The organism is Ralstonia sp. 25C (assembly GCF_051904805.1).
In the GTDB taxonomy this organism is placed as follows: Bacteria; Pseudomonadota; Gammaproteobacteria; order Burkholderiales; family Burkholderiaceae; genus Ralstonia.
The window spans coordinates 3,199,216-3,211,232 of record NZ_CP196737.1 but is presented as its reverse complement, the minus strand read 5'-3'; the positions used below and the strand labels follow the sequence as shown (position 1 = coordinate 3,211,232).

At 63.6% G+C, this 12,017-nt stretch carries 10 protein-coding genes; 4 read left to right on the top strand and 6 right to left on the bottom strand.

Going from position 1 to position 12,017, the window contains the following annotated elements; translation table 11 throughout:
• Positions 1-13 precede the first annotated feature (13 nt).
• Together ACS7SF_RS15035 and ACS7SF_RS15030 are read right to left on the bottom strand one after the other, a co-directional pair.
• Positions 14-925, bottom strand: coding sequence for a polyprenyl synthetase family protein (locus tag ACS7SF_RS15035; protein WP_439890515.1), 912 nt, complete (start codon positions 923-925; stop codon positions 14-16).
• Positions 922-1,206, bottom strand: a complete 285-nt coding sequence (locus ACS7SF_RS15030; protein ID WP_439890514.1) for an exodeoxyribonuclease VII small subunit — start codon at positions 1,204-1,206, stop codon at positions 922-924. Before ACS7SF_RS15030 ends, ACS7SF_RS15035 begins: the two co-directional genes overlap by 4 nt.
• A 425-nt stretch (positions 1,207-1,631) precedes the next feature.
• On the opposite strand from ACS7SF_RS15030, the gene ACS7SF_RS15025 reads away from it, so the two are divergent.
• From ACS7SF_RS15025 to ACS7SF_RS15015, 3 genes are all read left to right on the top strand, one after another.
• The gene (locus ACS7SF_RS15025; RefSeq protein WP_439890513.1) at positions 1,632-2,729 is read left to right on the top strand and encodes an aromatic ring-hydroxylating oxygenase subunit alpha; all 1,098 of its coding nucleotides are present in this window, start codon (positions 1,632-1,634) and stop codon (positions 2,727-2,729) included.
• Positions 2,730-2,821: 92 nt separating this feature from the next.
• Positions 2,822-3,802 (top strand): DMT family transporter, encoded by a 981-nt coding sequence (locus ACS7SF_RS15020; protein WP_439890512.1) that lies wholly within the window; start codon positions 2,822-2,824, stop codon positions 3,800-3,802.
• 27 nt (positions 3,803-3,829) lie between these two features.
• On the top strand, positions 3,830-4,717 hold the full coding sequence (locus ACS7SF_RS15015; RefSeq protein ID WP_439890511.1) for a sulfurtransferase: 888 nt from the start codon (positions 3,830-3,832) through the stop codon (positions 4,715-4,717).
• A gap of 70 nt (positions 4,718-4,787) precedes the next feature.
• Here ACS7SF_RS15015 and ACS7SF_RS15010 read toward each other — a convergent pair whose 3' ends face one another.
• The 4 genes from ACS7SF_RS15010 to polA form a co-directional block, all read right to left on the bottom strand.
• Positions 4,788-5,594 carry a ZIP family metal transporter gene (locus tag ACS7SF_RS15010; protein ID WP_439890510.1) on the bottom strand — a complete coding sequence of 269 codons (807 nt, stop codon included), beginning with the start codon at positions 5,592-5,594 and terminating at the stop codon, positions 4,788-4,790.
• Positions 5,595-5,726: 132 nt separating this feature from the next.
• The gene (locus tag ACS7SF_RS15005) at positions 5,727-6,605 is read right to left on the bottom strand and encodes a dienelactone hydrolase family protein (protein ID WP_439890509.1); all 879 of its coding nucleotides are present in this window, start codon (positions 6,603-6,605) and stop codon (positions 5,727-5,729) included.
• Positions 6,606-6,684: 79 nt separating this feature from the next.
• Positions 6,685-8,019, bottom strand: coding sequence for an NAD(P)/FAD-dependent oxidoreductase (locus ACS7SF_RS15000; protein WP_439890508.1), 1,335 nt, complete (start codon positions 8,017-8,019; stop codon positions 6,685-6,687).
• Positions 8,020-8,216: 197 nt separating this feature from the next.
• A complete protein-coding gene (gene polA, locus ACS7SF_RS14995) occupies positions 8,217-11,027 on the bottom strand; it encodes a DNA polymerase I (protein WP_439890507.1) in 2,811 nt (936 codons plus the stop codon).
• A gap of 4 nt (positions 11,028-11,031) precedes the next feature.
• Between polA and ACS7SF_RS14990 the strand changes: the two genes are divergently transcribed.
• Entirely contained in the window at positions 11,032-11,982 is a 951-nt protein-coding gene (locus ACS7SF_RS14990) for a TIGR00730 family Rossman fold protein (protein ID WP_439890506.1), read from the top strand.
• The last annotated feature ends 35 nt before the right edge of the window (positions 11,983-12,017 follow it).

Here is a 12,017-nt window from a genome sequence, read left to right as displayed (position 1 = left end):
AATGCAATGTTGTTCAGTGGCCACGCCGCACAATCAGATCGGCCATCTCGGCCAATCGCGCGGTACAGGCTTCGCCGGCTTCACCGCCGATCTCGCGGGCGAGTTGTGCGACCGCCGCGCCCGCTGCGGCGTGCAGCTCCTCGGCCAGCGCCCGGGCCTTGTCCAGCCCGAGGATGGACACGTAGGTCGGCTTGTCGTTGGCCTCGTCCTTGCCGGCGGTCTTGCCCAGCGTGGCGGTATCGGCCGTCACATCGAGGATGTCGTCGACCACCTGGAACGCCAGGCCGACTGCACCCGCATAGGCATCGACCTGCTCCAAGGCAGCGGCATTCACGCCAGCACAGAGCGCGCCCATCCGCAGGCTTGCCCGCAGCAACGCACCGGTCTTCATGCGGTGCATGGCTTCCAATTCGTCTTGCGACAGCGCAATGCCAACGCTCTGCAGATCGATCGCTTGGCCACCGGCCATGCCCAGCGAACCCGACGCGCGCGCCAGCTCACCCACCAGTACAGCACGCGTTGCCGGGCTCGCGGCGCCCAGCTCGGCCAGCACGATGAAGGCCTGCGTCTGCAGCGCGTCACCCACCAGCAGGGCCGTCGCTTCATCATAGGCGCGATGCACGGTGGGGCGGCCACGGCGCAGGTCGTCGTCGTCCATGCAGGGCATGTCGTCGTGGACCAGCGAGTAGGCGTGGATCATCTCCACGGCGCAGCTCACGCCGTCGAGCGCCTCGGGCGACGCATCGCCCAGCGCGCCGGCAGCATGCGCCAACAACGGGCGTACGCGCTTGCCCGCACCAAGCGTGGCGTAGCGCATGGCAGCGTGGAGGCGTTGCGGTGACACGGTTTCGGCCGGCAAGGCACGCTCGAGCGCGCTTTCCGTCCGTGCGACCACAGACGCCATCCATTGGGCGAACTCACTCATGCGTCGCCCTGTTCGTTCGTGTTGCTGTCGTCGGCAAGGGGCTTCAGTGCATCGCCGTCAAGCACGCGCACCTGCTGCTCGACGCGCTCGAGCACCTGCTGACAGTACTTGACCAGCTCGGCCCCGCGTCGATAGGCCGCAAGCGAGGCCTCCAGTGGCAATTCACCGGATTCCATGCTGGCGACAAGGGTTTCAAGTTCCGCCATGGCAGCCTCGTAAGAAGCAGGCGCAGCAGATGGCGTGGCAGACGCGCTGGGGGCGTCGTTTGAGGCACGGGGCATGCCGATTGCGAATCAGAAAAGGACAATCCGGCATTTTACGGCAATTCGGTGTGCGTTCTGCGCACTCGGCGTGGGGCATCGTCCGACGGTACATGACTGACGGGGGGATGACATTGGGGCGAACGATGCGCGGGGCAGCGGCCGAAAGGCGACAAAAATCAGGGACTTATCGATTCCCCTGGGGTACAATCGCCCCCTTTCCTCCAAAGGCCGGGCCGGTATACGCCGCTCCGAACGATGGTTTGGGTCTGTTGGCCCATTGAACGTATGGTCGTTGGCCCAAGCGGGGGCCGGCAGCGCTCGTTTCCTACCTCAACAGACCCTACGCCACCTGCCGATGGCGTCCTTTCCCAAATCGAATTTTTCATCGAATTTTTCGATGGTTGGGTTGTTCACTGCTTTCACCGTTATTGGGAGTGGGGATAATGTCCAATCTCAGCGCCGCACTGCACTTGGTGCCGTCTGAAACCCAGCTGCCCGTCTCTGCATACTTTGACGAGGCGCTGTATCAAACTGAAATCGAACGTCTGTTCAAGCATGGCCCGGGTTACGTCGGCCATGAGCTGATGGTCCCCGAAGTTGGCGACTATCACACGCTTGCCGCCGAGGCCGAAGGCCGCGTGCTGGTGCGCAATCCGAACGGCGTCGAACTGCTTTCCAACGTGTGCCGGCATCGTCAGGCGATCATGCTCAATGGGCGCGGCAATGCCCAGAACATCGTCTGCCCACTGCATCGCTGGACATACGACCTGACAGGCGACCTGCTGGGCGCGCCGCACTTCGAGAAGCAGCCGTGCGCGCACCTGTCGCGCTCGCCGCTGCAGAACTGGAATGGGCTGCTGTTCGAGGGCAAGCGCGACGTGCGCGAAGACCTTGCCCGCCTGGGCGTGGCGCGCGATCTCGACTTCTCCGGCTACATGCTCGACCACGTCGAGGTGCACGACTGCAACTACAACTGGAAGACCTTCATCGAGGTGTACCTCGAGGACTACCACGTCGTGCCCTTCCACCCGGGTCTCGGCCAGTTCGTCTCGTGTGACGACCTGGAATGGGAATTCGGCGAGTGGCACAGCGTGCAGACCGTCGGCATCCACGCCAATTTGCGCAAACCGGGCACGCCGGCGTACCAGAAGTGGCACGACGCCGTCCTGCGCTTCAACAACGGCGAAATGCCCAAGTACGGCGCGGTATGGCTGACGTACTACCCGAACGTGATGGTCGAGTGGTATCCGAACGTGCTGGTGGTCTCGACGCTGCATCCGCTGGGCCCGACCAAAACGCGCAATGTGGTCGAGTTCTACTACCCGGAAGAGATCGTTCTGTTCGAGCGCGAATTCGTTGAAGCGGAGCGCGCCGCCTACATGGAAACATGCATCGAAGACGACGAGATCGCCGAGCGCATGGACGCCGGGCGCCTCGCCCTGCTCAAGCGCGGCACGAGCGAAGTCGGCCCGTACCAATCGCCCATGGAAGACGGCATGCAGCACTTCCACGAGTGGTATCGACGCACAATGAACTACTAAGGAACGACTGACCGTAGGCATCCGCGGCCTTCCGGGTCACAATACGAACGGTGCAGCCACGTGGCATGCACCGTTTTTTTTCGCCCCGCCCCATGTCCAGCAACCTCGCCACCCAAGTCGCCGAAAGGTCCGACAGTTCGTCCCGTCAATCGCTCTGGATGATTCTTGCAGCGTTCGCTTTCTCGGCGATGGGCGTGTGCGTGAAACTGGCCTCGTCGCACTACAGCACGGGCGAAATCGTCTTCTACCGCAGCGTGATCGGCATGATCGTGATGGGCGCCATCTTGGCCAAGACGGGCGCGGGCGTCCGCACGCCGTACCTCACGTCGCATATCAAGCGCAGCGTGTTCGGGGTGACGTCGCTGCTGCTGTGGTTCACGTCCATCAGCCTGCTGCCGCTGGGCACGGCCATGACGCTGAACTACATGTCGCCGGTGTGGATTGCGCTCATCATCGGTGCGGGCGCTGCGCTGGCGGGCAAAGCGGGCGGCGCCGACAAAAAGATGGTGGCGGCCATCCTGATGTCGTTCATCGGCGTGGTCTGCCTGTTGCAGCCGAGCGTGGGCGGCGGGTCAACGCAGCTTGCCGGCGGCATGGTGGGACTGGTGTCGGGCGTGTTCACCGCCCTCGCCTATGTGGAAGTCCGCCAACTGGGCGACCTGGGCGAGAACGAAGCGCGCATCGTGTTCTATTTTTCGTTTGTGAGCGCCATTGCAGGCGGCGTCTGGATGCTGATTGGCGGGGCGCAGCCGCATACGTGGCACACCGCTGGCCTGCTGCTGGCCGTGGGGCTGCTGGCCACGCTGGGGCAGACCGCCATGACGCGCGCCTACAAGCGCGGCAATACGTTGCTGACGGCCAATCTGCAATACACCGGCATCGTCTTTGCGAGCGGTTGGGGTATGTTGCTGTGGAATGACCGGCTGAATGCGCTGTCGTGGGCGGGCATGGCGCTCATCATCGGCAGCGGCATCGTGACCACGGTCATGCGCGCCCGCCAGTCGGGCACCGAGCACCCGACACCGCAAACCGCCGTGTCCGGCCCGGAAGCCGAGATTCACCCGGAAGTCTGATTGATCGAATCCCTGGAGATTGTCGCCATGAGCGAACGCGCTCACTACGCTACCCTCATCACCGCACCGCAATTGGCCGCGCTGCAGCAAAGTGCACCGCAAAACGTGGTCGTCATCGATTGCAGCTTCGACCTGGCCAACCCGGCCGCGGGGCGCGATGCGTATCACGCCAGTCATATTCCCGGTGCGTTCTATATGCATCTGGATAACGAGCTGTCCGGCCCGAAGACGGGCACCAATGGCCGCCACCCCCTGCCGGATGCGGAAGCCCTGGTCGCGCGTCTGCAAGCGTTAGGCGTGAACGACGACACGCAAGTCGTCGCATATGACCGTCAGAGCAGCATGTTTGCGCCGCGCCTGTGGTGGCTGCTGCGTTGGGTGGGACACGCCGATGTGGCGGTGCTCGATGGCGGCCTGCAGGCTTGGGAGGCTGCGCACTTCCCCATCGACAACGTCGTGCCGGAAGAGCCGCAACTCACCGCTACGCCGGGCAACCTGACGCGCAAGCCATCGCTCGCACCGCTGGTCACGGCCGACATCGTGCAGAAGTACCTCGGGCAACCCAACAAGCCCATCATTGATGCCCGCGCGCCCGACCGTTACCGCGGCGAGAACGAAACGCTCGACCCCGTTGGCGGCCACATCCCAGGCGCGCGTAACCGGTTCTTCCGCGACAACCTGCAGGCCGACGGCACATTCAAGCCGGCCGAGCAATTGCGCGCCGACTTTGCCGCCGTGCTGGCCGGCGCCCAGCCAGAGGACGCGATGCTGCAATGCGGCTCCGGTGTGACTGCCTGCCACAACGCACTGGCCATGGAAATCGCCGGGCTGAGGGGCGCGGCACTCTACGCCGGCTCCTGGAGCGAGTGGTGCAGTGACCCTTCGCGCCCGGTGGCCACGGGGCCGAACCCCTGATCGCCGAATTATTCGCGCAACAAAAAGCCCGGCATCGACCGGGCTTTTGTTTTGAAGCGGACACAGTGCTTCAGTGCACGTGGCCGTGGAGGCCGTTGGTCAGCAGGAAGATCATCAGAACACCCGCCGCGATCAGCGCAACCTGTATCGCCGATTCCTGCTTGCGCGGCCGGCGCTTCATCTGCGGCATCAGATCGCACACGGCGATGTAGATGAAGCTGCTCGACGCCACGACCAACACATACGGAATCCACGACGTCAGGCGATCCAGCAGGTAATAACCGAGCACCGCCCCAACCAGCGCACACACGCTGCAGATCAGGTTGTAGACAAACGCGCGCGTCTTCGAGAAGCCGGCGTTGAGCAGCACCATGAAGTCGCCGATTTCCTGCGGGATCTCGTGGGCGGCAATCGCCAGCGCAGTCACAATGCCGACCTTGGTGTCGGCTAGAAACGCGGCGGCAATGACGATGCCATCCGAGAAGTTATGCAGCCCATCGCCCACCAGGATCATCAGGCCGCTGCGGCCGGCTTCCTGGCGATCATGGCCGTGATGGTGACCATGCCCATCGCCCTCGTGGTGATGCGAATGGCGAATCAGCGAGATTTTTTCGAGGAGGAAGAAGCCAAGGAGCCCCGCCAGCAGCGTGGCGAACAGCGCATGCGTGTTGGGCTCGATGCCGTGATGCGCTTCGAACGCCTCGGGCAGCGAGTGCAGCAACGACGTGGCGAGCAGCACGCCCACCGAGAAGCTGACCATGCGGTCCACCACGCGCGAGAGCACGGTCAACGACAGGACGGCAGCACCGGCCATGCTGCCGATGCCGGACAGCGCGGTGGCCAGAAGAATGCCCAACAGGGTGGTATCGAAGGTCATGCAAAGGGCAACAAACGCAACAGAGTTGCAAGAAGACGCGCATTGTATGCCCGTTCAGCAACCTTTGCCAGCACACACAAGAAAAAGGCCCCGAGTCACACCTCAGGGCCTGTCGCTGGGGCGATGGAGCGTCTACGCCACGCCGTGGTCCTTGAACCACGCCAAACACTTCTTCCAGCCGTCCTCGGCGTCGGCCTTTACATAGCTTGGGCGGTAATCGGCGTGGAAAGCATGGCCGGAATTCGGATACACGACGATGCGCGACGCATGTGCCTTGGGGTTCTTGGATTTCTCCAGCGCGTCTTTCATCGCAGTCACGGCATCCTGGGTGATGCCGGTGTCCTTGGCGCCGTACATGCCGAGCACGGGCGCCTTGAGTTCGTCCACCTTGTCGATCGGAAAGACCGGCTGCAGTGCCGTCGGGGCACCCTTCGGGTGGCCGTACCACACGACAGCCGCCCGAATGTCGGGGCTGTGTTCGGCAAACAGCCAAGTCTGGCGACCGCCCCAGCAGAAGCCCGTGATGCCAATGCGCGCCGGATCGCCGCCGTTCTGCTTGGCCCACGCAACGGTCGCGTCCAGATCGCCCGTCACCTGCGCGTCGGGCACCTTGGAGATGACGTTGGCCTGCAGTTCCTGAATGGTGGCGTACGACTGCGGATCGCCCTGGCGCACGAACAGCTCCGGTGCGATGGCCAGATAGCCGAGCTTGGCAAAGCGCCGGCAGACATCGGCGATGTACTCGTGCACGCCAAAGATTTCGCTGACGACGATGACTACCGGCAGCTTGGTCTTGCCTTCAGGCTGCGCACGGTAGGCCGGCATCCGGAATTCGCCCACGGGCACGGACACCTCGCCCGCCGTCAGCCCGTTGAAATCCGTCTTGATGGCCTGGGCGGACACCGGCAGCACCGCCGCCGCAAATGCCGAACCCAGCGCCGTCTTCACAAAGCCGCGGCGATCAAAGCCGCGGCCGGGTACCAGACTCTCCACTTCTGCATCCAGCTGCATCGCACTCTCCTCACGCCCCGCGGGCGGTTACGGTGAACGAAGCGACTAGTCTACCGAAGCAGATGCTTCGCTGCCGAGGCTAGTGCAGTTTGACCCGCGGGTTCGTCTTGCTGCGCAGCCAGTGCATGACGGTGTCGACCGACATCCGCACCCAGCCGTGCAGCGCCAGCACGTGCATCCGATAGAGCGAGGTGTACATCAACCGCGCCATCAAGCCCTCGATGAACATCGAGCCGCCGATCAGCCCGCCCATGAGGCTGCCCACCGCGCTGAAGTGACCCAGCGACACCAGAGAGCCCAGGTCCTTGAAGCCGAACGGTTCGACCGGCTTGCCATCCATACGCTTGCGTAGCGCGTCGAACAGGTAGGTGGCCTGCTGGTGCGCAGCCTGCGCGCGCGGCGGCACGCTGGTCGAAGCCTCGGGCCACGGGCAACTCGCGCAATCGCCAAACGCGTAGATGGCATCGTCGCCTTCGACCTGCAGCGTGCGCGAGACGACCACCTGCCCCAGCTTGTTGACCGGCAGCCCCAATTCGCCCAGCACAGACGGCGCGCGAATGCCTGCCGCCCACACGGTCAGATCCGCGGGGATGGACTTGCCGCTGGCGGTATTGACGGCGTGCGCGGTGACTTCAGTCACGCGCTCGCTGGTGATGACGTCCACGTCGAGCTTGTGCAGCAACTCGGTGGTCGCGGCCGAAATACGCTCCTTGAGCACCGGCAGAATGCGCGGGCCGCCTTCGATCAGGTGGATGCGGATGTCGTGGCGCGGGTCGAGCTTGTGCAGTCCGTATGCCGCCAGCACGTGCGCCGTGTTGCGCAGCTCGGCAGACAACTCCACACCCGTGGCGCCCGCACCAACGATGGCAATGTCCACCTGGGGGCGCGCATCGCCCACACCGTTCTGGGCGCGCATGCAGGCGGAAATGAGCTTGCGGCGGAAGCGCTCGGCCTGCCAGGCGGTGTCGAGCGCGATGGCGTGCTCGGCCGTACCCGGCACACCGAAGAAATGCGTCACGCTGCCGATGGACAACGCCAGCGTGTCGTAGGCAATGGCGCGCTCCGGCAGCACCTCGGTGCCATCGTCATCCACGCTGCCCGAGATCGTGATGGTCTTGGCGGCGCGGTCGAGCCCCTTCAATTCACCCTGCTGGAACTCAAACCCATGCCAGCGGGCCTGCGCGGCATACTCCAGCTGATGAGTGTTCGGGTCCATGCTGCCAGCAGCGACTTCGTGCAGCAGCGGTTTCCAGATGTGGGTCGGATTGCGGTCGACCAACACCACTTGCGCAGCGCCGCGCTTGCCTAGCTTGTCGCCGAGGCGTGTTGCCAACTCCAACCCACCGGCTCCGCCGCCTACCACTACGATGCGCGGCCCATTCGTCGCCGTTGCGCCATCCGCCTGCCCTGCCATGTGTTTCTCCTACAAGCCTTGAAAAACTGTGCGATCAGGTGATCGATTAGATGCAGTCTGCTGCAATGCAAAATTCGCCGCAACCCCAAGCACCCGGATAGGCCGGATCATGAATCGCGCATGGCACGGTCGTTCGCAGACTGCCTCGGCAGGGGAGCCACCGCCAGACTTGGCTTCGGTGCGCCCTCAGTGTGCCCTCAATGCGCCTCCTCCCAGTTGGCGCCCACGCCCACCTCGGCCACCAGCGGCACGCGCAGCGTGGCGACGCTGCACATCAGCTCGGGCAAGCGCTCGCGCACCACGGCCAGTTCATCCTGCGGGACTTCCAGCACCAGCTCATCGTGGACTTGCATGACAAGACGCGACTGCATCGACTCGGCTTCCAGCCAACCCTGCACGGCCAGCATTGACAGCTTGATCAGGTCGGCTGCCGTCCCCTGCATGGGCGCGTTAATGGCGGCGCGCTCCGCAGCCTGACGGCGCGGGCCGTTGCCGCCGTTAATGTCGGGCAGCCACAGGCGACGACCGAAAACGGTTTCCACGTAGCCGCGTTCGCGCGCGGTCTGACGCGTTTCGTCCATGTAGCGCGCGGCGCCGGGGTAGCGGGCGAAGTAGCGGTCGATATACAGCTTGGCGGCATCGCGGCCGATGCCTAGGTTGCTGGCCAACCCGAACGCGCTCATACCGTAGATCAGGCCAAAGTTGATGACCTTGGCCACGCGGCGCTGGTCAGCGGTCACCTCCAGCGGCGTCACGTTGAACACTTCGGCAGCGGTCGCGCGGTGCACGTCCTGACCTTCCTGGAACGCGCGCATCAAGCCTTCGTCCTGCGACAGATGCGCCATGATGCGCAGCTCGATCTGCGAGTAGTCAGCCGAAACGATCATGCTGCCTTCCGGCGCAATGAACGCCTCGCGGATGCGCCGCCCTTCTTCCGTACGCACCGGAATGTTCTGCAGGTTCGGATCGGTCGAGGCCAGACGGCCCGTCACCGCCGTCGCCTGGCCATAAGTGGTGTGGACCCGGCCGGTGCGCGGGTTGATCATCTTCGGCAGCTTGTCGGTGTAGGTGGACTTGAGCTTGGCCAGGCCCCGGTAATCGAGCAGCAGCTTCGGCAGCGGGTAGTCTTCGGCCAGCTTCTGCAGTACCTCTTCGTCCGTCGACGGCGCGCCGCTGGCAGTCTTCTTGACGATCGGCAACTTCATCTGGTTGAAGAAGATGTCGCCGATCTGCTTGGGTGAACTCAGGTTGAACGGCTGCCCCGCCAGCTTGTGCGCCTCGGCTTCCAGATCGATCAGGCGCAGGCCAATTTCGTTGCTCTGCTTGGCTAGGCGCTCGCTGTCGACCAGCACACCGTTACGCTCCATCTTCTGCAGCACGATGGAGGTCGGCATTTCGATCTGCTCGTAGACGTAGTCGAGCTTGTCGTCCTGTTCCACCTTGGGAAACAACGTGCGATGCAGGCGCAGCGTGATGTCGGCATCCTCAGCGGCATATTCGGTGGCGCGATCGAGTGGCACTTCATCAAAGCCGATCTGCGATGCGCCTTTGCCGCACACGGCCTCATAGGTGATCGTCTTCAGGTGCAGCACGCGCTCGGCCAGCGCATCCATGCCGTGATTGCGGTGCGATTCGAGCACGTACGACTGCAGCATCGTGTCGTGCTGGATACCGCGCAGCGCGATGCCGTGGTTGGCAAACACATGCGCGTCGTATTTCAGATGCTGGCCGACCTTCTTGCGCGATTCGTCTTCGAGCCACAGTTTCATACGGGCGAGCACCGTGTCGCGCGAGAGCTGTGCAGTGGCATCGAGCCCCGCCACATCCGGCCCGCGATGCGCGACCGGGATGTAGCACGCCTCGCCCGGCTTGACCGACAGCGAAAGTCCCACGAGCTGCGCGAGCATCGGGTCAATGGAGGTCGTCTCGGTGTCGATGCAGACGAGGTTGACTTCGTCCAGGCGCTGCATCCACGACTCGAACTGCGCTTCGGTGGTCACCGTCTCGTACTTGACCTCGTCGGGCGGCGCTTCCACATCGAACAGGTTGGCTTGCGCCGGCTGCTGCGCCTCGGCGGCGTAGTTCTTCACGGGTGTTGCAGCCTTGCGTGCGGCACCGACGCTGCGCGTATCGGGCAGCGCCTCTCCAGAGGCTTCACGCAGCCACGTCTTGAAGCCGTAGCGCGAAAAGAAATCGACCAGCTCGGTCTTGTCTTCACCGCCGTCGATGAGCGCATCAAACGTCGGCACTTCCTTCGACAGATCGCAGTCGAGCTTGACCGTCAGCAGCTCGCGGCCCTTGGGCAGCCATTCGAGCGTGTTGCGCAGGTTCTCGCCTACCACGCCCTTGATCTCGCCCGCGCGGGCGATGATGTTGTCGAGCGTGCCGAATTCGGTCAGCCATTTCACAGCGGTCTTCGGGCCGACCTTGGGCACGCCAGGCACGTTGTCCACCGTGTCGCCAATCAGCGAGAGATAGTTGACGATGCGCTCGGGCGGCACGCCAAACTTGGCTTGCACGCCGGCGGGGTCGAGCGTTTCGTTGGTCATGGTGTTGACCAGCGTGACGTGGTCATTCACCAGTTGGGCGAGGTCTTTGTCGCCCGTTGAGACGATGGTCCGAACGCCTTCCTTGGCCGCGCGTTCGGCCAGGGTGCCGATCACGTCATCGGCTTCCACGCCATCAATCATCAGGATGGGCCAGCCCAACGCACGCACGGCTTCGTGGATGGGTTCGATCTGCGCACGCAGGTCGTCCGGCATGGGTGCACGGTGTTCCTTGTAGGCCGGGTACAGGTCGTCGCGGAACGTCTTGCCTTTGGCATCGAAAACGCAAGCGCTATACTTGGCCGGGTAGTCGTTGCGCAGTTTGCGCAGCATGTTCACGATGCCGTAGATGGCCCCCGTAGGAAACCCTTCTCCGTTACGCAAGTCGGGCAGTGCGTGATAAGCACGGTACAAATAACTCGAGCCATCGACGAGCAACAGCGTTTCTTGACTTTCCGACATTCCCATGGACTCTAATGTGACTGGAACGCCAAAAGGCGCTTCCAACAATGACGCTTCCGCTGAAGGTTCGACCCTTGGCGGCGTGGCGAAGCAGGCTGCTGATGTGTCCGCGACGGAACTGACCGGGGTCAGCCCCGCGCGCCAGGCCACCACGGCTGATATGGACGTCAACGTGACGGTCGGCGTTGAGCACGAGCCTAAAGCTGACGTGGCACACGGCCGCACCGAACGCAAGATGATCCCCAGCCTGCGGGCACTCGCCGATGAGGAACGCGCCACCGCAAAGAAAGCGCGCGCCTCCTGGCAGATGTTCACGATTATGGCAGAGTTCATCGAGGCGACCGAGTACCTCTCGGAGATCCGACCGGCTGTCTCGATCTACGGCAGCGCGCGCCTGCGCGAGGATTCGCCGTACTACGAACGCACCATCGAAATCGCTCGGTTGTTCTCAGATGCGGGCTTTGCCGTCATCTCCGGCGGCGGCCCCGGCATCATGGAAGCGGCCAACAAGGGCGCGCACGCGGGCAAGTCGGCCAGCGTGGGCCTGAACATCGAGTTGCCGCATGAGCAGCAGGGCAATCCGTATCAGGACATCTCGATGCGCTTCCGCCATTTCTTCACGCGCAAGGTCACCTTCGTGAAGAACTCCGATGCGTTCATCGTCATGCCCGGCGGTTTCGGCACGCTCGATGAACTGGCCGAAGTGCTTACGCTGGTGCAGACCGGCAAGTCGCGCAGCGTGCCGGTAGTCATGTTCGGCAGCCGGTTCTGGAAGGGCCTGCTCGACTGGTTCCGCTTCACGCTGCTGCCGATGGGCCTGATTGCCGAGCACGATCTCGACATCATGCGCATCGTCGATGAACCCAAGGAGGCGCTCGACGCCGTCTACGAGTTCTATGAAAAGCGCGAAGGCACCTCGCCGATTCCGCCCAAGGAAGAGATGTTCTATCTGTAACCGGGGGTGTGACGATCGGCGCCATCCCGCTGGGC